This is a genomic window from Kitasatospora sp. NPDC059648, assembly GCF_042734825.1.
Taxonomy (GTDB): domain Bacteria; phylum Actinomycetota; class Actinomycetes; order Streptomycetales; family Streptomycetaceae; genus Kitasatospora.
In genome coordinates this window covers 182,144-206,886 of sequence record NZ_JBHWDU010000002.1, presented here as the reverse complement: position 1 = coordinate 206,886, position 24,743 = coordinate 182,144, and the positions used below count along the sequence as shown (strand labels likewise).

General features: G+C 73.2%; 26 protein-coding genes and 1 pseudogene. 15 read left to right on the top strand and 12 right to left on the bottom strand.

Annotated elements, in window-relative coordinates:
* The first annotated feature begins 175 nt into the window (after nt 1–175).
* Nucleotides 176–454 (top strand): hypothetical protein, encoded by a 279-nt coding sequence (locus ACFV1W_RS02530; protein WP_380412336.1) that lies wholly within the window; start codon nt 176–178, stop codon nt 452–454.
* Between the two features lie 236 nt (nt 455–690).
* Here the strand turns inward: ACFV1W_RS02530 and ACFV1W_RS02525 are convergent, their stop codons facing one another.
* Nucleotides 691–909, bottom strand: coding sequence for a hypothetical protein (locus ACFV1W_RS02525; RefSeq protein WP_380412333.1), 219 nt, complete (start codon nt 907–909; stop codon nt 691–693).
* A gap of 136 nt (nt 910–1,045) precedes the next feature.
* Here ACFV1W_RS02525 and ACFV1W_RS02520 point away from each other — a divergent pair, with 136 nt between their 5' ends.
* Complete coding sequence (locus ACFV1W_RS02520) at nt 1,046–1,804, top strand: GntR family transcriptional regulator (RefSeq protein WP_380412330.1); 759 nt, start codon at nt 1,046–1,048, stop codon at nt 1,802–1,804.
* Nucleotides 1,805–1,831: 27 nt separating this feature from the next.
* Here ACFV1W_RS02520 and ACFV1W_RS02515 read toward each other — a convergent pair whose 3' ends face one another.
* The 3 genes from ACFV1W_RS02515 to ACFV1W_RS02505 form a co-directional block, all read right to left on the bottom strand.
* Nucleotides 1,832–2,092 (bottom strand): Txe/YoeB family addiction module toxin, encoded by a 261-nt coding sequence (locus tag ACFV1W_RS02515; RefSeq protein ID WP_380412327.1) that lies wholly within the window; start codon nt 2,090–2,092, stop codon nt 1,832–1,834.
* Nucleotides 2,089–2,361: a type II toxin-antitoxin system Phd/YefM family antitoxin gene (locus ACFV1W_RS02510; protein WP_033347643.1), complete on the bottom strand. Its 273-nt coding sequence runs from the start codon at nt 2,359–2,361 to the stop codon at nt 2,089–2,091. Before ACFV1W_RS02510 ends, ACFV1W_RS02515 begins: the two co-directional genes overlap by 4 nt.
* A 126-nt stretch (nt 2,362–2,487) precedes the next feature.
* Nucleotides 2,488–4,155, bottom strand: coding sequence for a fumarate hydratase (locus tag ACFV1W_RS02505; RefSeq protein ID WP_033347644.1), 1,668 nt, complete (start codon nt 4,153–4,155; stop codon nt 2,488–2,490).
* A gap of 146 nt (nt 4,156–4,301) precedes the next feature.
* On the opposite strand from ACFV1W_RS02505, the gene ACFV1W_RS02500 reads away from it, so the two are divergent.
* Together ACFV1W_RS02500 and ACFV1W_RS02495 are read left to right on the top strand one after the other, a co-directional pair.
* A complete protein-coding gene (locus ACFV1W_RS02500) occupies nt 4,302–5,096 on the top strand; it encodes a DUF1707 domain-containing protein (protein ID WP_380412323.1) in 795 nt (264 codons plus the stop codon).
* A gap of 263 nt (nt 5,097–5,359) precedes the next feature.
* The gene (locus ACFV1W_RS02495) at nt 5,360–5,788 is read left to right on the top strand and encodes a WhiB family transcriptional regulator (protein ID WP_380412321.1); all 429 of its coding nucleotides are present in this window, start codon (nt 5,360–5,362) and stop codon (nt 5,786–5,788) included.
* 104 nt (nt 5,789–5,892) lie between these two features.
* Here ACFV1W_RS02495 and glpX read toward each other — a convergent pair whose 3' ends face one another.
* Nucleotides 5,893–6,933 (bottom strand): class II fructose-bisphosphatase, encoded by a 1,041-nt coding sequence (glpX, locus tag ACFV1W_RS02490; protein ID WP_030286673.1) that lies wholly within the window; start codon nt 6,931–6,933, stop codon nt 5,893–5,895.
* A gap of 215 nt (nt 6,934–7,148) precedes the next feature.
* Between glpX and ACFV1W_RS02485 the strand changes: the two genes are divergently transcribed.
* The gene (locus ACFV1W_RS02485) at nt 7,149–7,685 is read left to right on the top strand and encodes a DUF4245 domain-containing protein (RefSeq protein WP_380412318.1); all 537 of its coding nucleotides are present in this window, start codon (nt 7,149–7,151) and stop codon (nt 7,683–7,685) included.
* Nucleotides 7,686–7,764: 79 nt separating this feature from the next.
* Here ACFV1W_RS02485 and ACFV1W_RS02480 read toward each other — a convergent pair whose 3' ends face one another.
* Together ACFV1W_RS02480 and ACFV1W_RS02475 are read right to left on the bottom strand one after the other, a co-directional pair.
* Complete coding sequence (locus ACFV1W_RS02480; RefSeq protein ID WP_380412316.1) at nt 7,765–8,367, bottom strand: malonic semialdehyde reductase; 603 nt, start codon at nt 8,365–8,367, stop codon at nt 7,765–7,767.
* Nucleotides 8,368–8,476: 109 nt separating this feature from the next.
* The gene (locus ACFV1W_RS02475) at nt 8,477–8,734 is read right to left on the bottom strand and encodes an exodeoxyribonuclease VII small subunit (protein WP_380412313.1); all 258 of its coding nucleotides are present in this window, start codon (nt 8,732–8,734) and stop codon (nt 8,477–8,479) included.
* Between the two features lie 95 nt (nt 8,735–8,829).
* On the opposite strand from ACFV1W_RS02475, the gene ACFV1W_RS02470 reads away from it, so the two are divergent.
* Nucleotides 8,830–9,318 (top strand): GNAT family N-acetyltransferase, encoded by a 489-nt coding sequence (locus ACFV1W_RS02470; RefSeq protein WP_380412310.1) that lies wholly within the window; start codon nt 8,830–8,832, stop codon nt 9,316–9,318.
* 23 nt (nt 9,319–9,341) lie between these two features.
* Here ACFV1W_RS02470 and xseA read toward each other — a convergent pair whose 3' ends face one another.
* Together xseA and ACFV1W_RS02460 are read right to left on the bottom strand one after the other, a co-directional pair.
* Entirely contained in the window at nt 9,342–10,553 is a 1,212-nt protein-coding gene (gene xseA, locus ACFV1W_RS02465; protein WP_380412308.1) for an exodeoxyribonuclease VII large subunit, read from the bottom strand.
* A gap of 84 nt (nt 10,554–10,637) precedes the next feature.
* A complete protein-coding gene (locus tag ACFV1W_RS02460) occupies nt 10,638–11,996 on the bottom strand; it encodes an APC family permease (protein ID WP_380412305.1) in 1,359 nt (452 codons plus the stop codon).
* A 109-nt stretch (nt 11,997–12,105) separates the two neighbouring features.
* Between ACFV1W_RS02460 and ACFV1W_RS02455 the strand changes: the two genes are divergently transcribed.
* Both ACFV1W_RS02455 and ppgK read left to right on the top strand, forming a co-directional pair.
* Nucleotides 12,106–13,080 carry a 4-hydroxy-3-methylbut-2-enyl diphosphate reductase gene (locus tag ACFV1W_RS02455; RefSeq protein WP_380412303.1) on the top strand — a complete coding sequence of 325 codons (975 nt, stop codon included), beginning with the start codon at nt 12,106–12,108 and terminating at the stop codon, nt 13,078–13,080.
* Nucleotides 13,081–13,229: 149 nt separating this feature from the next.
* A complete protein-coding gene (ppgK, locus tag ACFV1W_RS02450; RefSeq protein WP_380412300.1) occupies nt 13,230–13,976 on the top strand; it encodes a polyphosphate--glucose phosphotransferase in 747 nt (248 codons plus the stop codon).
* 26 nt (nt 13,977–14,002) lie between these two features.
* On the opposite strand, the gene ACFV1W_RS02445 is transcribed toward ppgK, so the two are convergent.
* A complete protein-coding gene (locus ACFV1W_RS02445; protein ID WP_380412297.1) occupies nt 14,003–14,596 on the bottom strand; it encodes a DUF6542 domain-containing protein in 594 nt (197 codons plus the stop codon).
* Nucleotides 14,597–14,736: 140 nt separating this feature from the next.
* Between ACFV1W_RS02445 and ACFV1W_RS02440 the strand changes: the two genes are divergently transcribed.
* Both ACFV1W_RS02440 and ychF read left to right on the top strand, forming a co-directional pair.
* Nucleotides 14,737–15,150 carry a VOC family protein gene (locus tag ACFV1W_RS02440; RefSeq protein ID WP_380412294.1) on the top strand — a complete coding sequence of 138 codons (414 nt, stop codon included), beginning with the start codon at nt 14,737–14,739 and terminating at the stop codon, nt 15,148–15,150.
* 84 nt (nt 15,151–15,234) lie between these two features.
* Nucleotides 15,235–16,308, top strand: a complete 1,074-nt coding sequence (gene ychF / locus ACFV1W_RS02435; RefSeq protein WP_380412291.1) for a redox-regulated ATPase YchF — start codon at nt 15,235–15,237, stop codon at nt 16,306–16,308.
* A gap of 70 nt (nt 16,309–16,378) precedes the next feature.
* Here ychF and ACFV1W_RS02430 read toward each other — a convergent pair whose 3' ends face one another.
* Both ACFV1W_RS02430 and ACFV1W_RS02425 read right to left on the bottom strand, forming a co-directional pair.
* Nucleotides 16,379–16,996 carry an HAD-IA family hydrolase gene (locus ACFV1W_RS02430; protein WP_380412451.1) on the bottom strand — a complete coding sequence of 206 codons (618 nt, stop codon included), beginning with the start codon at nt 16,994–16,996 and terminating at the stop codon, nt 16,379–16,381.
* Nucleotides 16,997–17,119: 123 nt separating this feature from the next.
* A pseudogene (locus ACFV1W_RS02425) lies at nt 17,120–18,282 on the bottom strand (dihydrofolate reductase family protein).
* Nucleotides 18,283–18,470: 188 nt separating this feature from the next.
* On the opposite strand from ACFV1W_RS02425, the gene ACFV1W_RS02420 reads away from it, so the two are divergent.
* From ACFV1W_RS02420 to ACFV1W_RS02400, 5 genes are all read left to right on the top strand, one after another.
* Nucleotides 18,471–19,286 carry a methyltransferase domain-containing protein gene (locus ACFV1W_RS02420; protein ID WP_380412288.1) on the top strand — a complete coding sequence of 272 codons (816 nt, stop codon included), beginning with the start codon at nt 18,471–18,473 and terminating at the stop codon, nt 19,284–19,286.
* A 153-nt stretch (nt 19,287–19,439) separates the two neighbouring features.
* Nucleotides 19,440–20,891: a DUF4190 domain-containing protein gene (locus tag ACFV1W_RS02415; protein ID WP_380412286.1), complete on the top strand. Its 1,452-nt coding sequence runs from the start codon at nt 19,440–19,442 to the stop codon at nt 20,889–20,891.
* A 191-nt stretch (nt 20,892–21,082) separates the two neighbouring features.
* Complete coding sequence (locus ACFV1W_RS02410) at nt 21,083–21,247, top strand: SPOR domain-containing protein (RefSeq protein WP_380412284.1); 165 nt, start codon at nt 21,083–21,085, stop codon at nt 21,245–21,247.
* A 9-nt stretch (nt 21,248–21,256) separates the two neighbouring features.
* Entirely contained in the window at nt 21,257–21,703 is a 447-nt protein-coding gene (locus tag ACFV1W_RS02405; RefSeq protein WP_380412281.1) for an NUDIX domain-containing protein, read from the top strand.
* Between the two features lie 138 nt (nt 21,704–21,841).
* Complete coding sequence (locus ACFV1W_RS02400; protein ID WP_380412279.1) at nt 21,842–24,574, top strand: SpoIIE family protein phosphatase; 2,733 nt, start codon at nt 21,842–21,844, stop codon at nt 24,572–24,574.
* The last annotated feature ends 169 nt before the right edge of the window (nt 24,575–24,743 follow it).

Here is a 24,743-nt window from a genome sequence, read left to right as displayed (position 1 = left end):
GGCGCTCGGCGGTCCGCCGTGATGCTTCAGCTTAGGCGGACGCCCGACTCTGCCGGACGGCACCGCAAGCCGCACGATGTTTATCGGACATTTAATCAACCCTACGATACTGTCCCCGCGCCCGCGCCACGGAGGTCGGGCTGAACACATTTGATGACCGAAAGGCGGCCGCCCAATGGCCAACGACCAGAGCGAGACCCCGGTGCTGTCGACGCCCGAGAACGGGACGACGACTGAGGCTCCGGCCGCCGCTGTGGAAGCGGGCAAGGCTGTCGAGGGCGCGGTGACCGCGTCCTCGAACCCGACCGAGTACGCCGCGCCCTCCGACGCGCAGAAGACGGCGATCGAGAACGACCTGTTCGGTGGCGAGGGTGCGGAGGACCCCAAGGCGCCGGCCACCGGCGAGCCGGGCAAGACGTTCGAACCGGAGAACATCATCATGGGCCACCCGTAAGTCGTTCCGACCCAGTGCCCCCGCGCCCCCGTCCGGGCGCCGGGGCACTGCTGTTTTGTGCGCGCCAATTCGTGTGCGGGCCGGCCGGTGGCCGATTCCCGTCCTCGACGCACCCGTGGTGACCGGGGTCATCCGTAACGTGCCCGGCGGCGCCCCCCGAAGCGTTCCGGAATTCCGGATTCACCGGGGAGATTACGGGCGCCCGAATGCCATGGTTTGCGTGGGTTTCGCCGCAATTACCGGGGCTGGAGGCATTCAGTCGAATCGCGGGGCTCGGGGGCCGGTGAGACGTGATGGGGTTCGGCGGTCCATTCGCGGCCGCCGTGCTCGGGGCGCAGGTAGTGCTCGCCGCCGATGGTGTCCATGTAGATGCCGGTGCGTCCGGTCCTGCGGTCGTAGACGAGTTCACCCACGTGCGGCCGGTAGGCCGGGGTGTTGCGCTGTCGGATGGTCACCGCACTGCTCCTTCGCTCCGTCAGCGACTGGCAGACATCTCTAGAGAAGCTAATATCTCTAGAGATGTCAACGGTCGTATCTCCTTACCGGCGACCGCGGGCGCGCCTACGATTGTCCGGGGGAGAGGGAGCGGCGATGACCGGCAGCAGTGGCGACAAGCAGCCCAAGTACCAGCGGATCGCCGACTCCCTGAAGGCGGCCATCGACACCGGCCGCTACCGCGCGGGCGACCGGCTGCCCGGCGAGAACGACCTGATGGACGAGTACGGCGTGGCCAGGATGACGGCCCGCCAGGCGCTGGGCGTGCTGCAGAGCGAGGGCATCGCGGAGGCCCGCAGGGGTGCCGGGGTGTTCGTCCGGGACTTCCGGCCGCTGCGCCGGCGCGGCATCCAGCGGCTGGCGCAGGGGCAGTGGGGCTCCGGCCGGTCGATATGGTCGGCGGACATCGACAACCGCAGCCTGGTGGTCGACCAGGTGTCCGTCACCGAGCGGGGCGCCCCCGAACACGTGGCCAGGGTGCTCGGGGTGGACGCGGGCTCCCCGATGTGCGTGCGGCACCGCCGCTTCGTGCTGGACGGCAAGCCGGTGCTGCTCTCCACCTCCTACCTGCCGGCCGTCCTGGTCGCCGGCACCGCGATCACCCGCGAGGACACCGGCCCAGGCGGCACCTACGCCCGCCTGGCCGAGATCGGCGCCAAGCCCGTGCACTTCCGCGAGGAGGTCCGCTCCCGGATGCCCGCCGCCGAGGAGGCGACCCGCCTCGAACTCTCCGCAGGCACCCCGGTCATCCTGATCTGCCGCACCGCCTTCGCCGACGAGGGCCAGGTCGTCGAACTCAACGAGATGATCCTCGACGCCGCCTCCTACGTCCTGGAGTACGACTTCGACGCCTGAGCCGGACGGCGGCGGGGCCGATCGGTGCTACTGGTAGTGGTAGCGAGCCTTGAGGATCTTCACTTCCTTCTCGTCGGCCCGGTACACCAAGCGGTGTTCGTCGTCGATCCGGCGCGACCAGTAGCCGGCCAGGTCACCCTTCAACGGCTCCGGCTTCCCGATCCCGTTGAACGGCTCGCGCTGTATCTCGCCGATGAGGCGAGCGATCCGCCGGGCCATCTTCCGGTTCGATCCGAGCCAGAAGAGGAAGTCCTCCCAGGCGTCCGGGTCGAATCGGACGCTCCTCACACTTCACCCGCCAGAGCTTCCAGATCCTCCATCGTCCTGGTGACTCCGGGGTGGCCGGCCTTGTCGCGGGCAACGGCCTCCATGAGGCGCTGGGCGTTGGCAGGGGAGCGCAGCAGATGGATCGTCTCCTGCCACGAGTCGTAGTCCTCGGCGGACATGAGGACCGCGTCCCCGCTCTTCGAGGTGATTCTTATCGGCGCGTGGTCGTCGTTGACCTTCTTGATCAACGGGAAGAGCTGGGTGCGTGCTTCGCTCGCGCTGATCGCCATCGACGTGCCTCCAATGCGTACCGGACCCTGGTACCTCGATGGTACGAGGTTTCGGTACCGGGTGCCACGAGAAAGCCGCCCCGTCGCGGCGGGGCGCGACGAGGCGGTCGGGGGAGCCGGGAGGGGCTACTCCTTGGAGCGGATCCGCAGGTTGGTGATCAGCGGGCCCTCGGTGGTCTCGCGGAAGAAGTCGTTGCCCTTGTCGTCGACGACGATGAAGGCGGGGAAGTCCTCGACCTCGATGCGCCAGACGGCCTCCATGCCGAGCTCGGCGTACTCCAGCACCTCGACCTTCTTGATGCAGTCCTGGGCGAGGCGGGCGGCGGGGCCGCCGATGGAGCCGAGGTAGAAGCCGCCGTGCGCGGCGCAGGCGTCGGTGACCTGCTTGCTGCGGTTGCCCTTGGCGAGCATGACCATGGAGCCGCCGGCGGCCTGGAACTGGTCGACGTAGGAGTCCATCCGGCCGGCCGTGGTGGGGCCGAAGGAGCCGGACGCGTAGCCCTCGGGGGTCTTGGCCGGGCCGGCGTAGTAGACCGGGTGGTCCTGGAGGTACTTGGGCATGCCCTCGCCGGCGTCCAGACGCTCCTTGATCTTGGCGTGGGCGATGTCGCGGGCGACGACGAGGGTGCCGGTGAGCGAGAGCCGGGTCTTGACCGGGTACTTGGACAGCTCGGCGCGGATCGCGGACATCGGCTGGTTGAGGTCGACGCGTACCACGTCGTCGTCGAGGTGCTCGTCGGTGGTGTCCGGCAGGTACTTCGCCGGGTCGGTCTCCAGCTGCTCCAGGAAGACGCCCTCGGCGGTGATCTTGCCGAGCGCCTGGCGGTCGGCGGAGCAGGAGACGGCCATCGCGACCGGCAGCGAGGCGCCGTGGCGGGGCAGCCGGACCACGCGCACGTCGTGGCAGAAGTACTTGCCGCCGAACTGGGCGCCGATGCCGATCTTCTGGGTCAGCTCGGTGACCTTGGCCTCCAGCTCCAGGTCCCGGAAGCCGTGGCCGGTCCTGGCGTTGCCGGAGGTCGGCAGGTTGTCCAGGTAGTGCGCCGAGGCGTACTTGGCGGTCTTGAGCGCGAACTCGGCGCTGGTGCCGCCGATCACGATGGCCAGGTGGTACGGCGGGCAGGCGGCGGTGCCGAGCGAGCGGATCTTCTGCTCCAGGAACGAGAGCATGCTCGCCTCGTTCAGGATGGCCTTGGTCTCCTGGTACAGGTACGACTTGTTGGCGGAGCCGCCGCCCTTGGCCATGAACAGGAACTTGTACGCGTCGCCGTCGGTGGCGTACAGCTCGATCTGGGCCGGCAGGTTGTTGCCGGTGTTCTTCTCGTCCCACATGGTGACCGGGGCCATCTGGGAGTAGCGCAGGTTGAGCTTGGTGTACGCGTCGTACACGCCGCGCGCGATGGCGGACTCGTCCGCGCCGGAGGTCAGCACGTTCTGGCCGCGCTTGCCCATGACGATCGCGGTGCCGGTGTCCTGGCACATCGGGAGGATGCCGCCAGCCGAGATGTTGACGTTCTTCAGCAGGTCGAGCGCGACGAAGCGGTCGTTCGGGCTGGCCTCCGGGTCGTCCAGGATGCGGCGCAGCTGGGCGAGGTGCGCGGGGCGCAGGTAGTGCGAGATGTCGTGCATCGCCTCGGCCGTGAGCAGGCGCAGCGCCTCGGGCTCGACCTGGAGGAAGGTGCGGCCGCCGGCCTCGAAGGTGGAGACACCCTCGGAGGTGAGCTTGCGGTACGGGGTCGGGTCAGCGCCCAGGGGGAGCAGGTCGCTGTACTCGAAGTCTGGCGTGGGAGCCATCGGGGCGGTCCTTAGGTGTCCAGTGGTCCGGCTGCGTCGGCGAAGCACCATCCAGGGTAGGACCCGGTCGGGGCGGGCACGCGGACAGGTCAGCCTTGCGTGACCGGGCTCACTCGGCCAGGAGTGCGAGCCACTAGGCTTGGGCCGTGGACAACTCGCCGTCGCAGGACGACCCGGGGCAGCCGCCGGTGCCGGCGCCCGTGCCCCTGACCAAGCCCGAACTCAAGCCCCGGGCCGAGCCCGTGGCCGAGCCCGTGGCCGAGCCCGTCGCCGCGCCGCGGCCGTCGGCCGCCCCGGTGGCGGACGCCGAGATGCGGGTCTCGGACGCCGACCGCGAGCGGATCGCGGAACTTCTGCGGGACGCCTACGCCGAGGGGCGCCTGGACGCGGAGGAGCACGCGGAGCGGATCGAGGCCGCGTACGCCGCCAGGACCTTCGGTGACCTGGCCCCGCTGACCCGGGACCTGCCCGCCCACCGCTCGGTGTCCTTCGACAAGCCGCCACTGGGCGCCCAGGAGCCCGCCCCCGCGCCGGCCAGGCCGCTGCCGCCCGCGCGGCAGGAGGCCCCGTCGGTGGTGGCGATCTTCGGCGGCGCGGCCCGGAAGGGCCGCTGGCGGGTCGGCTCGCACCTGACGGCCTTCACGGCGTTCGGCGGGGTGGACATCGACCTCACGGACGCCGTGTTCGAGTCCCCCGAGGTGGAGATCACGGTGACCGCGATCTTCGGCGGGGTGGAGATCCGGGTGCCGGAGAACGTCAGCCTGCTCGGCTCGGGGGTCGGCATCTTCGGCGGCTTCGACGTCCGCGAGCAGACCGTGGCGGACCCGTACGCTCCGGTCGTGCGGGTCAAGGGCGTTGCCCTGTTCGGCGGTTGCAACGCCAAGCCGCGCCGGGGCAAGAAGCTCAGGGAGTGGGTGCGCAAGCAACTCGATACGGAATAGCCCGAATTGACGTGTCGAGTGCCCGGCCGGGGATCAACTCCCGGCCGGGCACTCGACGTTGTTCCCGGTGCACTCCGTAGTCGATTGCGTGCAGTGTGCATGAATCGCGGCCGGACGGGGTAGTTCCTTCCGCACATCGCTTCTCGTACGGCTGTGCACCGGTGGTGGCCCAGTGGCCGCCCCGGGCGTTGGACAGCGGGGGCTCGCAGCCGGGCGGGGGAGCGGGGTTCCCCGTGTCCGAGAGCCTCGTCAGGAGTACGGCCGTGCTGCATCCGATCGAGTCCCGCACCACCTCGCCAGTCGCCGCCGCCCAGTTGCTGGAGCGCCGTCCGGCCGTCCGCCCCCGGTCGCAGCCCCCGGGCGGCACGGCGGGTGCCGCCGCGGGTGAGGACAATCCGTGGCACACCGGTGCGGCCTGTCGGCGGGACGAGGCGGGGCTGTTCTTCGCGCCCTCGAAGGAGCCGACGGCGGCCCGGTTGTCGCGCGAGGAGCAGGCCAAGCAGGTGTGTGCCCGCTGCCCGGTGCTGCTGGAGTGCCGTGAGCACGCGCTGGCGCAGCCGGAGCCGTACGGGGTCTGGGGCGGGCTGACGGCCGCCGAGCGGCGGGTGGTGCTGGCCCGGCGGCGGCGCCGGGACGCGGAGCTGCGCGAGGCGGCCAGGGTCGCCACGGCGGGGCGCCGGATAGCCGGTTGACGGCGAGTCGGAGACCTGGCCGGAAAACCGGCTGGAAATGCCTCGCGGCCCCGGCGGAGGGGGATTCCGCCGGGGCCGCGTGGTGAGCCGGTGTCGCGTCCGGGTCAGTTGGCGCGGTCGAAGTCGATCGCGCTGTAGGCCCGCAGCTTCGACAGCTTGTGGACGGAATTGATCTCGCGGATCGTGCCGCTCTTGGAGCGCATCACCAGCGAGCTGGTGGTGGCGGTCTCCGAGCGGTAGTGCACACCGCGCAGCAGTTCGCCGTCGGTGATGCCGGTGGCGACGAAGAACACGTTCTCGCCGCTGACCAGGTCGTTGGTGGTGAGCACCCGGTCCAGGTCGTGTCCGGCGTCGAGGGCCTTCTGCCGCTCGGCGTCGTCCTTGGGCCACAGCCGGCCCTGGATCACGCCGCCCATGCACTTCATCGCGCAGGCCGCGATGATGCCCTCCGGCGTGCCGCCGATGCCCATGAGCAGGTCGACGCCGGTGCCCTCGCGGGCGGCCATGATGGCGCCGGCGACGTCGCCGTCGGAGATGAACTTGATCCGGGCGCCCGCCTCGCGGATCTCCCGGACCAGCCCGTCGTGGCGCGGGCGGTCGAGCACGACGACGGTGACGTCCTCGACGGCGCTGCCCTTGGCCTTGGCGACCCGGCGGATGTTGACGGCCGCCGGGGCGGTGATGTCGACGAACTCGGCTGCCTCCGGGCCGGCCACCAGCTTGTCCATGTAGAACACGGCGCTGGGGTCGAACATGGTGCCGCGGTCGGCCACGGCCAGCACGGCCACCGCGTTGTTCATGCCCTTGGCGGTCAGCGTGGTGCCGTCCACCGGGTCGACCGCGACGTCGCACTCGGCGCCGGTGCCGTCACCGACCCGCTCGCCGTTGTACAGCATCGGGGCTTCGTCCTTCTCGCCCTCGCCGATGACGACGACGCCGTTCATCGAGACGGTCGAGACGAGGGTGCGCATCGCCTTGACGGCGGCACCGTCCGCGCCGTTCTTGTCGCCCCGGCCGACCCACCGGCCGGCGGCCATCGCGGCCGCCTCGGTGACCCGGACGAGTTCGAGCGCGAGGTTCCGGTCCGGAGCCTCGGGCGCGACCTCCAGGGCACTGGGAAGGTGGTGCGGGTACTGCGTGGTCATCGTCGTTACCTCTCTGTACGCGACGGCCAGTGAGCGCCCGACTACTGCCTGGTCGAACGCCGTGGTGAGGGTGATGCGATCGTATCTGCCCACGAGATGACTGTCTGTGGCGCGGGTCGCCACCCTGTGGCGAAAAGCGACGATTCGTACGGCTTCACCCGTTCGTGCGCACCCCGGGTGGCCGTGCCGGGATGTGGATGAGTCACCATGAGGGGGTGGCTGCAGAGAGCAAGGGCATGAGGGGTCGGCAGACCGTACGGGACATGGTCCTGTCGATGCTGGCGGTCGGTTTCGTCGTCTGGGTCGGGTACCTGTTCCTCCCGCACGACGCGAACAGCGACCCGGTGCACGTGGTCGAGTACAAGGTGGCGGCGGCCTCCGCGAAGCGCGCCGCGCCCTATCCGCTGCTGTCCCCGGACGGGCTGTCCGACAAGTGGCGGGCGACCTCGGTCGGCTACACGCCGGCCGACCTCAGCGGCGGCAAGGGCAACACCTGGCACCTGGGCTTCGTGACGCCCTCCGGCCAGTACGCGGCGGTCGAGCAGGCCGACGTCCCGCGCGACAAGCTGCTCGCCGACAAGGTCACGGGCGCCCAGCCGGACGGCACCTCGGACACCGCCGGGCGCACCTGGGAGCGGGTGCAGGGCGACAAGGCCCGTGCGCTGACCGCCCAGAACGGCTCGGCGACCACCCTGGTCACCGGGACCGCCTCCTACGAGGAGCTGGCCGAGCTGGCCCAGGCGCTCAAGTAGCGGCGGGGCCTCCCACGGGCACGCGAAAGGGCCCGCACCGGACGAACCGGTGCGGGCCCTCCGCCGTCGCGGGGTGCGATCAGACCGTGGTGACGACCTGGTCGTACTCCAGGCGCGGGGAGCGCGGGAACCAGGCGTCCTCGCCCGGCTTGCCGATGTTGACCACGGCCAGCACCGAGTGGTCGCCGTCGCCGAAGAACTCCTTGTTGATGCCCTCGGCGTCGAAGCCGGTCATCGGGCCGGCGGCCAGGCCGGCGGCGCGCACGCCGATGATGAAGTAGGCGGCCTGCAGGGCGCCGTTCAGCTTGGCGGACTGCTCACGGACGGCGCGCTCCGAGAAGAACACGTCCTTGGCCTGCGGGAAGTGCGGGAACTGGGTCGGCAGCTCCTCGTGGAACTCGTTGTCCGCGGCCAGGATGGCGACCAGCGGCGCGGTGGAGGTCTTGGGCTTGTTGCCGTCCGCCATGTGCTGGACGAGGCGCTCGCGGCCCTCGGCGGAGCGGACCAGGACGACGCGCAGCGGCTGCTGGTTGAAGGCGGTCGGGCCGTACTTGACCAGGTCGTAGATGGCCTGGACCTGCTCCTCGGTGACCGGCTCGTCGGTGAAGGTGTTCGCGGTGCGGGCCTCGCGGAACAGCAGGTCCTGAGCGGCGGCGTCGAGTACCAGGGCGTCGGTGGTCATGCTTCTGCACCTCATGCGGGAGGGGGTTCGTCGGTGTGACCGGCGCGGCCGATCAGTTCCTCCAACATAGGTGAAGATTCAACGATTCCCCAAGGGGATGTGACCCGCGTCACTCCCCGGTCTGGCCCGTGCCCTCCTCGGCGGCCAGCGCGGCGTCCAGCCGGGCCCGGGCGCCGTCCAGCCACCGCTGGCAGACCTTCGCCAGCTGCTCGCCACGCTCCCACAGCGCCAGCGACTCCTCAAGGGAGGTCCCGCCGTTCTCCAACTGCCGGACCACGTCCAGCAGCGCGTCCCGGGCGTGCTCGTAGCCCAGCGCGTCGTCGGGGGTCGGCGCCGTCGCGTCCTGCTGCTCCTGCTGCTCTGCCATGCGAGCCAGCGTAGGGGCTGGCGCCGACAGGGAGGGCCCCGCACGGCCCGAAATCCGGGTGCGTCCGGCCGGCCGGCGGCGCTAGCCTCCGCCGCATGACCGAGGTCCGACCCGCCGTCCCCGCCGACGCGCCCGAACTCGTCCGGCTGCGCAACCTGATGTTCGAGGCGATGCCCGGCACGGCCGTCCTGGCCGGCCCCGGGCCGTGGCAGGCCAACGCCGAGCGGATCCTGCGCGAGCGCCTCGCCGTCCCGCCGGGGGAGCTGACCATGCCCTCCTTCGTGGTCGACGACCCGCAGCGGCCCGGACGGCTCGCCGCCTGCGCCGTCGGCACCCTGGAGGAACGGCTGCCCGCCCCCGGCAACCCGGACGGCCTGTTCGGCTTCGTCTTCAACATCTGCACCGACCCCGACCACCGCCTTCGCGGCTACGCCCGGGCCTGCACCGAGGCGCTGATGGAGTGGTTCGACGCCCGCCGGGCCGGCCGGATCGACCTGCACGCCAGCAGCGGCGGCGAGGCGCTCTACCGCAGCCTCGGCTTCGGCGAGCACTCGATCGCGCTCTCCCGGCAGCGCTCCTACTGAGTCCCGGCCGCCCTGGGTGACGGTCAGTCGCCCGCGACGGCCACGTCGAAGCCGCCGCCCGCCACCCGGGCGTGCAGCCCCTCCCCGGCCGTGACCTGCGCCGGGGCCGTCACCACCGTGCCGTCGGCCCGCTGCAGCACCGCGTAGCCGCGCTCCAGGGTGGCCGCAGGGGAGAGCGCGACCACCCGGGCCAGGGTGTGCCCGAGGTCGCTCTGGGCGTGGTCCAGCCGGTGGCGCAGGGTGCGCCGGGCCCGCTCCAGCAGCCCCTCGACCTCCTGGCCGCGCCCGTCCAGCATCCGGTGCGGGGCGGCCAGCGCCGGACGGCTGCGCAGCCCGTCCAGCCCGTGCTGCTCGCGCTCGATTCGGGACTGCACGTGCCGGCGCGCGCGGTCGCGCAGCTGGCGGACCTTGGCGAGCTCCTCGCCGACGTCCGGCACCACCCGTTTGGCGGCATCGGTCGGGGTGGAGGCGCGCAGGTCGGCGACGAAGTCGAGCAGCGGCTGGTCCGGCTCGTGCCCGATCGCGCTGACCACCGGCGTACGGGCGGCCGCGACCAGCCGCACCAGGCCCTCGTCCGAGAAGGGCAGCAGGTCCTCCACGCTGCCGCCGCCCCGCGCCACGATGATCACGTCCACCTCGGGGTGCTCGTCCAGCTCCCGGACGGCCGCGCTCACCCGCTCCACCGCGCTGAGGCCCTGCACCGGGACGTTGCGCACCTCGAAGCGCACGGCCGGCCAGCGCCGCCGGGCGTTCTCCAGCACGTCCCGCTCGGCCGCCGAGCCGCGCCCGGTCACCAGCCCGACGCACTGCGGCAGGAACGGCAGCCGCCGCTTGCGCTCGGCCGCGAACAGGCCCTCCCCAGCGAGGCGCCGCTTCAGCTGCTCCAGCCGCGCCAGCAGCTCGCCCAGGCCCACCGGCCGGATCTCCGAGGCCCGCATCGACAGCTGCCCGCGGGCCGCGTACCACTCCGGCTTGGCGTGCACGACGACCCGTGCGCCCTCCTGCACCACGTCCGCGACCTGGTCGAACACCGAGCGGAAGCAGGTCACCGTGAGCGACACGTCGGCCTGCGGGTCGCGCAGGGTCAGGAACACCACGCCCGCCCCGGGCCGGCGGCTGAGCTGGGTGATCTGCCCCTCGACCCACACCGCGCCGAGCCGGTCGATCCAGCCGCCGATCAGCGCGGAGACCTTGCCGACCGGGAGCGGGGCTTCGGGGGAGCTGGTGTTGGCCATGCGTACGAGGCTAGCGGCGCCCGCCGACACCGTCCGCCGTACGGGCCCGGCGGTGCCCGCCCGTGCCGGAGACGCCCCGTCGGCTCAGCGGCGCCCGCCCGCGCCGTGCGCCGTACTGCCCTGGACGCCGAGCACCACCAGGCCGGCCGCCAGCCAGACCAGCCCGCCCAGCTGCGCGGTCGGCGAGGCCTCGTGGACCACCGCGCCGATCACCGCGATGCCCAGCACCGGGACGACCAGGTGGCGCAGCCGGTCCCGGGAGCCGTGCCGGACGGTGTACCAGCCGACCACCGAGGCGTGCAGCAGCGCGAAGGCGGTCAGCGCGCCGATGTTCACCACCGAGGTCAGCTGGTCCAGCCCGTCGTCCCGGTCGGCCGCCCAGACGGCCGCCGCCATGGTGATCACCGCGGCCGTCAGCAGCGCCCGGCGCGGCACCGCGCTGCCCGGGTCGACCGAGCCGAGCAGGCGCGGCAGCCGCCCGTCCCGTCCCATCGCGAAGACCAGCCGCCCGGCGGCCGCCTGCCCGGCCAGCGCCGCGAAGGCCGCGCCGATCGCCTTGCTGGTGGCCACCAGCACGTGCAGCCAGTGGCCGATGCCGCCCTCCACGGTGTCGTAGAAGGCCGAGCCCTGGGCGGCCGGGTCGGCGGCCAGTCGCTGCGGGGTCGTCGGCTCCAGCACCGCGGCCAGGTAGGTCTGGGCGACGAACAGCAGCCCGGCCAGCACCAGGCACCACAGCACCGCCCGGGCCACCGCGGCCGAGGCGCCGACCGCCTCCTCGACGAAGGTCGCGATCGCGTCGAAGCCCAGGTAGGAGAGCACCGCCACGGAGACCGCGGAGAGCACCGCGGTGAGCGAGAAGTCCCCGACGGCGGTGAACGGGGTGTCCCAGCCGCGCCGGGTGCCGTCCTGCGCCAGCACCACCGCGGCCGCGGCCACGAACACCGCCAGCACGGCGATCTCCAGCGCGAGCACCGCGAAGCCCACCGCGGCCGCCGTCCGCACCCCGATCAGGTTGAGCGCCGTGGTCACCACCACCGCGATCGCCGTCCACAGCCAACGGGAGACCCCCGGCACCAGCGAGTTCAGCGCGATCCCGGAGAACAGGTAGGCCACCGCGGGGATCAGCAGGTAGTCCAGCATCGCCATCCACCCGGCGATGAACCCGGGCCCCTCGCCCAGCCCCGCCCGGGCGTAGGCGAACACCGAACCGGTCTGCGGCACCGCGCGCACCATCTGGGCGTACGAGAAGGCGGTGAACCCCATCGCCACCGTCGCCGCCAGGTAGACCGTGGCGACGGCGCCGCGGCTCTTGGCGTCCAGCACGCCGAACACGCCGACCGGGGCCATCGGGGCGATGAACAGCAGTCCGTAGACCATCAGGTCGCGGACGCCCAGGGTGCGGCGCAGGCCGCTCGGTGTCGGCTGGTCGATCGCAGCGCTCATAGGCACCACACTTGAGCATTCGCGATCCATCACGACCGGAAAGTGCCCGCCAGCGGCGCGGCTTCCCTCCAGGGGAGGCGGGCCTCCCGCTCGCCCGTACGATGGAGCCATGTCCAACACCGCGCAGCGCCGTGTCCTGCTCGCCGCCCCCCGGGGCTACTGCGCGGGCGTCGACCGCGCCGTGATCGCCGTGGAGAAGGCCCTGGAGCAGTACGGGGCGCCCATCTACGTCCGCAAGCAGATCGTCCACAACAAGTACGTGGTGCAGACCCTGGAGAAGAAGGGCGCGATCTTCGTCGACGAGACGGAGGAGGTGCCCGAGGGCTCGATCGTCGTGTTCTCCGCGCACGGCGTCGCCCCGGCCGTCCACGACGAGGCCCGGGCCGGCAGGCTCGCCACCATCGACGCCACCTGCCCGCTGGTCACCAAGGTGCACAAGGAGGCCGTGCGCTTCGCCGACGAGGGCTACGACATCCTGCTGGTGGGCCACGAGGGCCACGAGGAGGTCATCGGCACCATGGGCGAGGCCCCGGACCGGATCCACCTGGTGGACGGGGCCGAGGACGTCGCCAACGTGCAGGTGCGGGACGAGTCCAAGATCGTCTGGCTGTCCCAGACCACGCTGTCGGTGGACGAGACCATGGCCACCGTCGGCGAGCTGAAGGAGCGCTTCCCGGCGCTGGTCAGCCCGCCCAGCGACGACATCTGCTACGCGACCCAGAACCGCCAGGTCGCGGTCAAGCAGCTGGCCCCGGAGACCGACCTCCTGATCGTGGTCGGCTCCAGGAACTCCTCCAACTCGGTCCGCCTGGTCGAGGTCGGCCTGGAGTACGGCGCCAAGGCGGCCCACCTGGTCGACTTCGCCGAGGAGATCCAGGAGTCCTGGCTGGAGGGCGTCACCACGGTCGGCCTGACCAGCGGCGCCTCGGTGCCGGAGATCCTGGTCGACGGCGTGCTGGAGTTCCTGGCCGCCCGCGGCTACGACACGGTCGAGACGGTCAAGACCGCCGAGGAGCACCTGACCTTCTCGCTGCCCAAGGAGCTGCGCCGCGACCTGCGCGCCGAGGCCGCCGGCAAGCTGTAAGCCGAACGCGACGGACCCGGTGCCCGGTGCGGGCACCGGGTCCTCTGCTGTGCGCGCCCGCCGGGGCTCTCGTAGTTTTGTGTCCAGACTGCTTTCATGCACGGGCCGTGGACGACCCGGTCCGCGGCCGGACGGCGGAGGGTGGAGCGATGACGGCGGTATTCGGCGTGGACATCGGCGGTTCGGGCATCAAGGGCGCCCCGGTGGACCTCGTCCGGGGTGTGCTCGCCCAGGAGCGGCACAAGGTGCTCACCCCGCAGCCGTCCGAGCCCGGGGCCGTGGTCGCCGCCGTCCGCGAGGTGGTCCGGCACTTCGGCCACCAGGGCCCGGTCGGGCTGACCTTCCCCGGGGTGGTGGTCGGCGGGCACACCAGAACCGCGGCCAACGTGGACAAGGGCTGGATCGGCCTTGACGCCGCGGGGCTGTTCCGCGAGGCGCTGGACCTGCCCGCGACCGTCCTCAACGACGCGGACGCGGCCGGCCTGGCCGAGACCGTGCACGGCGCCGGGCGGGGCGAGCCGGGCGTGGTCCTGGTGCTCACCTTCGGCACCGGCATCGGCAGCGCGCTGTTCGTGGACGGCACCCTGGTGCCCAACACCGAGTTGGGCCACCTGGAGCTGCACGGCAAGGACGCCGAGCGCCGGGCCTCCTCGGCCGCCAAGGAGCGGCACGACCTGAGCTGGGAGCAGTGGGCCGGGCGGGTCGACGAGTACCTGGACCTGGTGGAGATGCTGTTCTCGCCGCAGTTGGTCGTGATCGGCGGCGGAGTGAGCCGCAAGCACGAGAAGTTCCTGCCGCTGCTGAAGGACCGCGAGGCGCGGGTGGTGCCCGCGGAGCTGCGCAACGACGCGGGGATCGTCGGGGCCGCGATGGCGGCGGCCCGGGCGGCGCGCTGACGGGCGCGCCCCCGGCGGCCGGGAGGTCAGCGGGAGCGGTGGATCCGGCGCTGGGCGACGAAGCGGGCGAGCACGATCAGCGCCGCCAGCCCGGTGCCGGAGAACAGCCAGCCGGCCCGCAGCGCCAGCCCGGTCGCCAGCCCCACCACCTGGGCGGTGATGCCCGATGAGCCGACCGGCGCGAGCACCAGCAGGGCCAGCGCGAAGCCGATCGGTCCGCTGATCGGGGCGGCCAGCAGGTCGGCGTAGCGGACCCGCACGGCCAACTGGAAGCAGACCGCCAGGTAGCCGAGGCCGAACAGCCAGCCGAGGTCGCCGGAGAGCAGCCGGTCCAGGCCCGCCACCGCCAGCGTGGCCAGCACCGCGACCACGCCGGTGCCGACCGCGGTCAGCCGGGTCGGCCGGCCGGTCCGCCGCCGCCCGTACACCCGCAGCCGGCGCCGGGCGGGCGGGCGTGCCACCGCGGGCCGGTCGGCCACCGGGCGCAGCCGGGCGGGGGCGGTGCCGGGGCCCCGGGCGGTCTCGGGAGCCCGGCCGGGACCGGGGACGGCGGCCGGGGCCGCGCCGTTCGGCGGGCGGCGTCTGGGCGCTGGCGGCTGGGTACGGATGCTCTGCTCCACCCGCCCAACGTACGGTCCGATCATCGCCACACTGTGTAATGGACCGTTCAGGCCTTGTCCCGTGTCTCCGGATGGCGTACTCCTGTGATCGTCGCTCAAGGCGCCGACCTGCGCGGCCGAGTCGACGCAATGATCATCTGATGACCGCACGGGGGACTGGCATGACCGCCGACTTCACCTTCGAACGCCTGGACCACTTCCAGCTCGACATCCCGGCCGGCGCCGAGGACGAGTGCCGGGCCTTCTGGGTCGGTGTGCTCGGCATGACCGAGCTCCAGAAGCCGCCGGTGCTGGCGGCGCGCGGCGGCTGCTGGTTCCGCGGCGGGGGCGTCGAGGTGCACCTGGGCGTCACACCGGACTTCCGCCCGGCCCGCAAGGGGCACCCCGGCATCCTGGTGCGCTCGCTGGACGCGCTGGCCGAGCGGCTCACCGCGCACGGCCACGAGGTGACCTGGGACGACAACCACCCAGGCCACCGCCGCTTCTACTCCGCCGACAAGCTGGGCAACCGGCTGGAGTTCCTTGAGCCGCTGCCGGCCCCGACCGAGGCGTGAGGGAGCGGAGGAGCTGCCCGTAGACTTGGGGGTCGGCCCGTACGGTGCCGACCCAACTCCTCCAAGCCCACGGGACTGCGCTTCATGTCGCTCACGATCGGAATCGTCGGCCTGCCGAACGTCGGCAAGTCGACCCTGTTCAACGCCCTGACCAAGAACGACGTGCTGGCGGCCAACTACCCGTTCGCCACCATCGAGCCGAACGTCGGCGTCGTCGGCGTCCCGGACGAGCGGCTGGCCAAGCTCGCCGAGATCTTCGGCTCGCAGCGCATCCTCCCGGCCACCGTCGACTTCGTCGACATCGCCGGCATCGTGCGCGGCGCCAGCGAGGGCGAGGGCCTGGGCAACAAGTTCCTCGCCAACATCCGCGAGTCGGACGCGATCTGCCAGGTCGTGCGCGCCTTCACCGACCCGGACGTGGTGCACGTGGACGGCAAGGTGTCGCCCAAGGACGACATCGAGACCATCCACACCGAGCTGATCCTCGCGGACCTCCAGACCATCGAGAAGGTCCTGCCGCGGCTCCAGAAGGAGGCGCGCCTGAAGAAGGAGACCGCCTCCGTGCTGGCCGCCGCCGAGGCCGCGCAGGCGATCCTGGAGACCGGCAAGACCCTCTTCGAGGCGGGCTTCGACACCACGCCGATCCGCGAGCTGCACCTGCTGACCGCCAAGCCCTTCCTCTACGTCTTCAACGTGGACGAGGACGAGCTGGCCGACGAGGAGTTCAAGAACGCCCAGCGCGAGCTGGTCGCCCCGGCCGAGGCGATCTTCCTCAACGCCAAGATCGAGTCCGAGCTGATCGAGCTCGACGACGCCGAGGCCCTCGAACTCCTCCAGTCCATGGGCCAGGAGGAGCCCGGCCTCGCGACCCTCGCCCGCGTCGGCTTCGACACCCTGGGCCTGCAGACCTACCTGACGGCCGGCCCCAAGGAAACCCGCGCCTGGACCATCAAGAAGGGCGCCACCGCCCCCGAGGCCGCCGGAGTCATCCACACCGACTTCCAGAAGGGCTTCATCAAGGCCGAGGTGATCGCCTTCGCCGACCTGGTCGAGGCCGGCTCCACCGCCGAGGCCCGCGCCAAGGGCAAGGCCCGCATCGAGGGCAAGGAGTACGTCATGCAGGACGGCGACGTCGTGGAGTTCCGCTTCAACGTGTGACCGGCCCTCCCAACTCCCGCCCCGGGGGCCGGACTTCCTCGCGGAGTCCGGCCCCTGCGGCGTTCCCGGGTCAGGCCCGGACGGTGAGGGTCAGGGTGCCGTCGGGGGCGGTGGTGACGGTGACGGCGTCGAGGGTCAGGGCGAGGGCATCGGGGTGGTGGGCGGCGGCGCGGGGGCCGATGCCGATGACGCGCATGCCGGCCGCGCGGGCGGCGGCGATGCCGGCGCCGGAGTCCTCGAAGGCGAGGCAGTCGGCGGGGGCGAAGCCGAGGGCGGCGGCGCCCTTCAGGAAGCCCTCGGGGTCGGGCTTGCTGGCGCCGACGGACTCGGCGGTGACCAGGACGGGCGGCATCGGCAGGCCGGCGGCGTCCATCCGGATCCGGGCGAGCGGCAGGTCGGCGGAGGTGACCAGGGCGTGCGGCAGGCCGGCCAGCGAGGCGAGGAAGACGTCGGCGCCGGGGACCTGGACGACGCCCTCGGTGTCGGCGCGCTCCTCGGCGAGCATCTGCTCGTTCTCCGCGAGGTTGACCTCGACCGGGCGGTCCGGCAGCAGTTCGGCCATGGTCGCGTGGCCCTGGCGGCCGTGGACGACGGCGAGCGCCGCGACCGGGTCGAGGCCGTGCCGCTCGGCCCAGCGGCTCCAGCAGCGCTCGACCACGGCGTCGGAGTTGACCAGGGTGCCGTCCATGTCGAGGAGGAGGGCGTGGGCGGTGAACCGGACGGGGGTGGCGGGCACGAGGCGGCTCCTGGGAGGAGAATGGCGGTGGGCGTCCGCAAGGACGAGCCTTTTGTTTCTAGATGATACAAAAGATCATCCGAGCAGATGGGCGTTGACCGCCCGGGCCTCCTCCGCCAGCTCCGCCAGCTCCACCACCTCGACCCCGGCCGCCTCCAGCAGCGCCGTGCCCTGGCAGTCCGTGACGAACAGGTCCGGCTCGCGCCAGGCGACCACCACCCGTGGCACGCCCGCCGCGATGATCAGCCGGGCGCAGGGCACCGGCCGCGAGGCGCGCTGGCCGCAGGGCTCCAGGCTGCTGTAGACGGTCGCCCCGTGCAGCCGGGGGTCGCCCGCTGGAAGCTTGGCCAGGGCGGCCTCCTCGGCGTGGTCGTGTGCGTCCGTCTCCCGGCTGAAGCCCTCAGCCAGCACCTGGCCGTCGGCGCCGACGACCACCGCCCCGACCGAGAAGGCGGTCCCGGAGGGCGGGCAGCGGCGGGACAGCTCGACGGCCCGGCGCAGGTGGTCGAGGTCGGCGGTCGAGAAGTGGTTCGTCGCTGGGCGGTTCACGGCGCGGGCTCCTTCGGGGCGTACCTGAGCAGGACGACGTCGCCCACCGTACGTGCCTCCAGCAGTCGCATCCGCCGGGCCGGGCCGCCCGGGAACGCGGCCGGGCGGACGAACCGCGGCGCCTCGGCCTGGCCGACCAGCAGCGGGGCGACGGCCAGCTGGAGCTCGTCCGCCAGTCCCAGCGCGAGGAACTGGGTGTGCACGCCGCCGCCGCCCTCGACCATCAGCCGGCGCACCCCGCGCGCGCCCAGGTCGTCCAGCACCGCGCGCAGGTCCACCGAGCCGCCGAGGGCGACCACCTCGGCCAGCCCGTCGAGCCGGGGCCGCAGCGCGGCCGCCCCCGCCGCCGTGGTGTAGGCGAGCTTCGCGCCGCCGGTGTGCCAGAACCGCAGGCCGGCGTCGAGCGCACCGCTCGCGCTGAGCGTCACCTTCAGCGGGTACTCGGGCCGCCCGGCCGCCAGCCGGGCGGCCCGGCGCGCGGGGTCGTTGACCAGCAGCCGCGGGTTGTCGGCGCGCAGGGTGTTGCCGCCGACCAGGACCGCGTCGGCCGCCGCCCGCTCCTCGTCGACCCGGTCGAAGTCGGCGGCGTTGGAGAGCAGCAGGCGCTCGGGGGAGGCGTCGTCGAGGTGGCCGTCGAGCGACACGGCGGCGCTCAGCAGGACGAAGGGGCGCTGGCCGGGGCCGGGCATGGGCGGAGCCGATCTGTCGGGGCCGTTCTGTCGGGTCGTTCGGTCGGGCGCCTCCACGGTACGGCGCCCGGGTGCGGCGGGGGCGCGCAGTGGTCGGAATGTGAGACGGTTCTTCTTGACATGTGGGATGAGGCGTAGCGTCCGAGGTGTCGCGGAAACGGAAGACCGACCACGCCTCTGGGGGATCTATGTCCGGCTCACAGCCCGCCGCCTACACCCACGGCCACCAGGAGGCCGTGCTGCGCTCGCACCGCTCCCGTACCGCCGCCGACTCGGCCGCCTATCTGCTGGACCGACTGCGGCCCGGGCAGGCGCTGTTGGACGTCGGCTGCGGCCCCGGCACGATCACCGCCGATCTGGCCGAGCTGGTCGGCCCCGGCGGCCGGGTGGTGGCCGTGGACACCTCCGCCGAGGTGCTGGAGCAGGCGGCCGGGTACGTCGCCGGGCGCGGCCTGTCCAACGTGGTGTTCGAGGTCGCGGACGTGCACCGGCTGCCCTACCGGGACGGCGAGTTCGACGTGGTGCACGCCCACCAGGTGCTGCAGCACCTGGCCGACCCGGTGGCCGCGCTGCGCGAGATGCGCCGGGTGACGGTGCCCGGCGGGGTGGTCGCGGCCCGGGACGTCGACTACGCCTCGATGACCTGGTACCCGGAGGTGCCCGCGTTGGACAGCTGGCTGGAGCTGTACCGGAGGACCGCCCGCGCCAACGGCGGCGAGCCGGACGCCGGGCGCCGGCTGCTGTCCTGGGCCCGCGCGGCCGGCCTCACCGACGTCACCGTGAGCGCCGGCACCTGGACCTTCGCGACGCCCGAGCGGCGCGACTGGTGGGGCGGGATGTGGGCGGACCGGGTGACCGGCACGGCCTTCGGCCGGACGGCGGTGGAACGGGGCTTCGCGGACCGGGCCGAGCTGGCGCGGATCGCCGACGGCTGGCGGGAGTGGAGTGCTGCCGAAGACGGGTGGTTCTCGATGATCCACGGCGAGATCCTGGCCCGGGTCTGAGCGGACGGGCGGGGGCGCTCACGCCCGGGCGGGTGTTCGGAAAGATCGGGTAAAGTCGCGCGACCGTTCGCATCGGGCCCGTCCGGCCCGGGCGGCGGCGCCGAAGCCGAAACGCCGAGTCGAGGCCCGCCCCGGCGGGCCGGGGGAGTCCACGTGTCCAAGCCTGAGTCCGAGCTGCCCGCCGCTCCGGGGCCGGACCCGCGGGTGGACTTCCGCAAGGAGCCGGACGCCGGGCAGCCGACGGCCGGGGACCGTGAGCCCGAGGCGCCGACGCCCGCGGAGCCGAAGGCCGAGGGCCCGGAGCCGGCGGAGCCGCGGGAGCCCGCCGACCCCTGGGCCCCGCCGGCCGACCGGCCCGCGCAGGCCTCCCCGGCCTCCTCGCAGGTCCCGCCCCAGCCGCCGCCCCCGCCGCTGCCCGCCGGCGGCTGGGCGTCGGTGTCGCCCTCCGCCGAGTCCGGTTCCCGGCCCGGCCACCCGTACGCGAACCCGAGTCCGGCCCCGAACGCGAATCCGGACCCGCACCCGCCGTACGTCCAGCACCCCCAGTACCTCCACCCGTACAACCCGCAGCCGGAGCCGCGCACCAACGGCTTCGCCGTCGGCTCCCTGGCGACCGGCCTGAGCCTGCTCTCACCGGTGGCCCTGGTGTTCGGGATCGTCGCCCTGGTCCAGATCAACCGCCGCGGGCAGCGCGGCCGCGGCATGGCGGTGACCGGTCTGGTGCTGGGCGTGGCGGGCACGCTGCTGCTGTCGCTCGCCCTGGGCGCCGGGAACTTCGGCCCCGCGCGGGACGGGCGCGGCGGGTACGCCCAGAAGCCGGCCGGATCCGTCCGCTGGTCCGCGCTGAAGGCCGGGGACTGCTACAACTCGTCCGATCCGGTCGGGAAGACGGACGAGAACGGCGACGAGACGGTCTTCTGGGTGCGCCGGGTGGCCTGTTCGGACCCGCACCACGGCGAGGTGGCCGGCACCGCCAGGATCCCCGACAGCAGTGGCCCGTACCCGGGTGCGACCGTCGTCCGCGAGCGCGCCACGACGTTGTGCCGCACGGTGCTCGACGACTACGCGCTGGACCAGTGGGCCGTCCCGGACGGCATGGACGACGTCTACCTCTACCCGAGCGCGGGCAACTGGGCGGCCGGCGAGCGGTACGTCACCTGCGCCTTCGAGGACCGCGACGACCAGCACCTGGGGACGGTCCGCACCGACCGCCGCACCCTGACCTCGGTCCAGCTGGCCTATCTCGACGCCGTCCGGGGCTTCGGCGCGGTCTACGCGGACGAGCCGAAGAAGGATGTGACCGTCGCCGAGGCCGAGTACCGGTCCTGGGCCCGGCGGATGGCCGCCGCCTCCCGGGCCGAGGCCGCCGCGCTGGGCAAGCCGACCGCCGAGTGGCCGACCGACATCCGGCCGAAGGTCGACAAGCTGGCCACGACCCAGACCCAGGCGGCCGCCGTCTGGGACGCCGCGGCCTCCGGCGCCGACGTGTCGGGCGACCTGCGCCGGGCCCGGGCGCTGATCGCCAAGACGGTGCCGGTCAGCGTGGAGATCCGGCGCTCGCTCGGCCTGTCCACCGGTGAGCAGGTGCCCGACCTCCGGGCCTGAGCCGGTTCCGAGCCCCGGGCCTGAGCCGGATCACCGGTTACGCAGCGTTAACACCGCCCGTACCTGCCGGTAGCGCAAGGCCCGTACGGTGACCGAGTGTCCCCGGCCCGACCCCCACGCCGGCCGGGGACACCGGGCAGGCACACCGGGCCGGGCAGACCAGGGGGCGGGCAGGCCGGTACTCTCCCCGCATGGGCACCTTTCGGGTGATGCGACAGGACGACAACGGCAACCGCTTCCCGGTCGACAAGGGCCTGGCCGAGGCCGAGGCGCGACGCCTCGCCGCCGAGTTCGAGGCGCGCGGCCACAAGCAGATGTACTGGGTCGAGTCGGAGTCCGCCGACCCCGCCCCGTAGGGTCACGGCATGGAACAGACCGCCCGGACCCCCGAAGCCACCCCGCTGCGGATCGTCGTCGGTGGCGCGCTGATCCGCGACGGCCGGGTGCTCGCCGCCCGGCGCAGCGCGCCCGCCCCGGTGGCCGGGCGCTGGGAGTTCCCCGGCGGCAAGGCCGAGCCCGGGGAGACCGAGGCGCAGGCGCTGGAGCGCGAACTGCTGGAGGAACTGGGCGTACGGGCGCGGGCGCTGCGGCGGCTGCCCGGCGCGTGGACCGTGCGCCCGGGGCTGGAGCTGCGGTTCTGGGCCGCCGAGCTGCTGTCCGGTGAGCCGAGCCCGCTGGCGGACCACGACGAGCTGCGCTGGCTGCGCGCGGCCGAGCTGGATTCGGTGGACTGGATCGAGCACGACCGCGAGGTGCTGCCGCACGTCGCCGGGCTGCTCGCGCCGACGGACGACGCGCAAGCCGCCGGATAGGTCAATCGGACAAGCCGACCCGGCAGCCGGGATAGCCTGGGTCCTGCTGGGTATGTCACTTTTCGGCACTATTCGTCACCATCGGTGAGCCGCCCCAGCCGGCGCCGCCGATCCCGACCAGAGCCGGAGGCCCCGTCGGTGTCGACTACCGGGAACGGTGGCGGGGGAGCGCGGCGGACAGGCACCGCGGGAGGCGCCGCCGCCCGCGCCCGGCTGCGCCGCGCAGCCCCTCCGGCCGCCCCGCAGCCGCCGTCCGGCCGCCGGCGCGGCAGCCTCGCCGACCCCGGGCCCGTCCAGCCGGCGACGACCCTGGCCGATCCCGCGTCCGGCGTCCAGGCCGGGCTGCGCGGTCGCCCCGGCCGGCCGTTCCCCGGCGGGCCGGCCGACGCCGGGCCCGGCCTCGCCGCGCCGCCCGGGGGCAGCCTGCTGGACATGCTCAGGGTCGCCATCGCGATCCTGGACACCTCGGGCCGGGTGGTGCTGTGGAGCCCGGCCGCCGAGGAACTGCTCGGCTGGCCGAGCGAGCTGCTGGTCGGCCGCCGGATCGACGAGCTGATCCCGGACCAGGAGCAGGTCGCCCGGATCCGGGCCGCGATCCAGGGCACCCTGCGCAACGGCCGCTGGGCCGGCAACGCCGAGCTGCGCGACCGGGACGGCCTGCCGGTCGCCGTGGACGCCCGGATCTCCCTCCTGGTGGACGGCGACGGCACCCCGTTCCTGCAGGTCAACCTGGCCGAGGCGGCCGCCGTCCGGGCCGTCGAGCGGGACCTCGCGGTGCGCGACGCGCTGTTCGAGCAGTCCCCGCTGGGCATCGCCATCCTGGACGGCGACCTGCGCTACACCGCGGTCAACCAGACCCTGGCCGAGATGAACGGCGTCGCCCTGGAGGACCACGTCGGCCGCACCACCGGCGAGACCCTGCCCGAGCGGGCCGCCGACGAGATCACCGCGATCCAGCGCCAGGTGCTGGCCACCGGCGAGCCGGTCATCGACGTCACCCTCGCCTCGCCGGTCACCACCCGGCCCGGCTACCGCTCGATCTCCTACAGCCGGATGACCGACCGCTCCGGCCGGGTGCTCGGCATCTCCGGGACCGTGATGGACGTGACCGAGCGTTACCGGGCGGTGGCCAAGGTCGAGCACGCCCGCCGCCGGCTCTCGCTGCTCAACGAGTTCGGCTCACGGGTCGGCGACCTGCTGGACGCCGCCCGGATCGCCCAGGAACTCGCCAGCTCCGTCGTCCCCCGGCTCACCGACCACTCCGCGGTGATCCTGCTCCAGGCCGTTGCCCACGGCGACGACCTGCCCCGGCACGGCCACGACCGGCGCACCTCGCTGCTCCAGCTCGGCACCGCCTCCGTCCAGGACGGCCCCGAGGTCGAGGTGATGCTCCGGCGCGGCGCCCGGATCACCTTCGCGGAGGACTCCGCCTGCGGCCGGGTGCTGCGCACCGGGGTGCCCGAGCTGCTCTCCGGCGGCGACCAGCTGGAGGACGTCACCTACCCCGGCGACCCCAAGATGCAGGCCGCGCACGACCTGGGCGTGCACTCGATGCTGGTCGTCCCGCTGCGTGCCCGCGGCATCGTGATCGGCCTGCTGCTGGTCAGCCGGGCCGGCTACCGCGAGGGCTTCGACCGCGACGACCTCGCCTTCACCGTCGAACTCGCCGACCGGGCCGGCAGCTCGCTGGACAACGCCCGGCTGTACGCCCGCGAGCGCACCGCCGCGCTCACCCTCCAGCGCACCCTGCTCCCGCAGCAGGTCCCGCAGCCCACCGGCGTCGAGGTCGCCTACCGGTACGTGCCCGGCAGCAGCGGCACCGAGGTCGGCGGCGACTGGTTCGACGTCATCCCGCTGCCCGGCGACCGCACCGCGCTGGTGGTCGGCGACGTGATGGGGCACGGCCTGCGGGCCGCCGCCACGATGGGCCGGCTGCGCACCGCGGTCCGGGTGCTGGCCGCCCTCGACCTGCCGCCGGACGTCCTGCTGCGGCACGTCCACGAGCTGGCCGACGACCTCGCCCAGGGCCCGGACGAGGCGCTGCTCGCCACCTGCGTCTACGCGGTCTTCGACCCGGGCACGGCCAATCTGACGGTGGCCAAGGCCGGGCACATCCCGCCGGTGCTGGTGGTGCCGGGCGAGGAGGCCGGGGAGCCGACCCGCACCGGCGGCCCGCTGCCCGGCGGCGCCGGCCGGATCCTCGACCTGCCCTCCGGCGCCCCGCTCGGCGTGGGCGGAGTTCCGTTCGAATCCGTCGAACTGAAGATCCCCGAGGGCAGCCTGCTCGCGCTGTGCACCGACGGCCTGGTGGAGTCCCGGGACAAGGACCTCGACGTCGGCCTCGGCCGGCTGATCGCCGTCCTCCAGGAGCCGCACGCCTCGATCCAGGCCGCCTGCGAGGCGGTGCTCGACACCATGGAGCAGGGCCGCGAGCCGGACGACGTCGCCCTGCTGCTGGCCCGGCTCGGGCACGGCCAGGCCGGCACCCCGACGGCCGGCTGGACGCTGCCCGCGGAGCCCACCGCCGTCTCCCGGGCCCGCCGGCTGGTCCGCGCCACGCTCACCGAGTGGGGCGTCGAGGACCTCACGGACACCGCCGAGCTGCTGGTTAGCGAGCTGGTCACGAACGCCGTCCGGTACGCCAGCGCCCCGATCGGGGTCCGGCTGACGCTCGGTGAGACGCTGCTGGCCGAGATCTCCGACCCGCTGCCGGACCCGCCCCGGGAGCGCCACGCGGCCGAGGCCGACGAGGGCGGCCGGGGCCTGGAGCTGGTCCACCGGCTGGCGCTGCACTGGGGCGCCCGGGCCGAGGGGATCGGCAAGGTGGTCTGGTTCGAGCTGTCGCTGCCGGGTAATGAGGCGGACGAGTAGCGACGCGAGTAGAGCCGCAGGAGGACCGTGCTGCACATGCCATGGGGCGCCCCGGGGGAGCGCGCGCTCCGGAAGGGGGCGCGAGCGTGGCATTGTGGTTGCGCGGGCGGTAGGACAAAAACCTTCGCCCGATCTGATGTTGTGATGTTGAGGGCGTGTGAACGCACCC

What these genes read in the sequence shown, in the direction of transcription:
- ACFV1W_RS02405 (WP_380412281.1), top strand. Translation starts at nt 21,257, where the DNA reads ATGGAACAGACCGCCCGGACCCCCGAAGCCACCCCGCTGCGGATCGTC.
- glpX (WP_030286673.1), bottom strand. Translation starts at nt 6,933, where the DNA reads ATGACCACGCAGTACCCGCACCACCTTCCCAGTGCCCTGGAGGTCGCG.
- ACFV1W_RS02470 (WP_380412310.1), top strand. Translation starts at nt 8,830, where the DNA reads ATGACCGAGGTCCGACCCGCCGTCCCCGCCGACGCGCCCGAACTCGTC.
- ACFV1W_RS02455 (WP_380412303.1), top strand. Translation starts at nt 12,106, where the DNA reads ATGTCCAACACCGCGCAGCGCCGTGTCCTGCTCGCCGCCCCCCGGGGC.
- ychF (WP_380412291.1), top strand. Translation starts at nt 15,235, where the DNA reads ATGTCGCTCACGATCGGAATCGTCGGCCTGCCGAACGTCGGCAAGTCG.
- ACFV1W_RS02410 (WP_380412284.1), top strand. Translation starts at nt 21,083, where the DNA reads ATGGGCACCTTTCGGGTGATGCGACAGGACGACAACGGCAACCGCTTC.
- ACFV1W_RS02440 (WP_380412294.1), top strand. Translation starts at nt 14,737, where the DNA reads ATGACCGCACGGGGGACTGGCATGACCGCCGACTTCACCTTCGAACGC.
- ACFV1W_RS02420 (WP_380412288.1), top strand. Translation starts at nt 18,471, where the DNA reads ATGTCCGGCTCACAGCCCGCCGCCTACACCCACGGCCACCAGGAGGCC.
- ACFV1W_RS02460 (WP_380412305.1), bottom strand. Translation starts at nt 11,996, where the DNA reads ATGAGCGCTGCGATCGACCAGCCGACACCGAGCGGCCTGCGCCGCACC.
- ACFV1W_RS02480 (WP_380412316.1), bottom strand. Translation starts at nt 8,367, where the DNA reads ATGACCACCGACGCCCTGGTACTCGACGCCGCCGCTCAGGACCTGCTG.
- xseA (WP_380412308.1), bottom strand. Translation starts at nt 10,553, where the DNA reads ATGGCCAACACCAGCTCCCCCGAAGCCCCGCTCCCGGTCGGCAAGGTC.
- ACFV1W_RS02510 (WP_033347643.1), bottom strand. Translation starts at nt 2,361, where the DNA reads ATGGCGATCAGCGCGAGCGAAGCACGCACCCAGCTCTTCCCGTTGATC.
- ppgK (WP_380412300.1), top strand. Translation starts at nt 13,230, where the DNA reads ATGACGGCGGTATTCGGCGTGGACATCGGCGGTTCGGGCATCAAGGGC.
- ACFV1W_RS02530 (WP_380412336.1), top strand. Translation starts at nt 176, where the DNA reads ATGGCCAACGACCAGAGCGAGACCCCGGTGCTGTCGACGCCCGAGAAC.
- ACFV1W_RS02520 (WP_380412330.1), top strand. Translation starts at nt 1,046, where the DNA reads ATGACCGGCAGCAGTGGCGACAAGCAGCCCAAGTACCAGCGGATCGCC.
- ACFV1W_RS02430 (WP_380412451.1), bottom strand. Translation starts at nt 16,996, where the DNA reads ATGGACGGCACCCTGGTCAACTCCGACGCCGTGGTCGAGCGCTGCTGG.
- ACFV1W_RS02475 (WP_380412313.1), bottom strand. Translation starts at nt 8,734, where the DNA reads ATGGCAGAGCAGCAGGAGCAGCAGGACGCGACGGCGCCGACCCCCGAC.
- ACFV1W_RS02505 (WP_033347644.1), bottom strand. Translation starts at nt 4,155, where the DNA reads ATGGCTCCCACGCCAGACTTCGAGTACAGCGACCTGCTCCCCCTGGGC.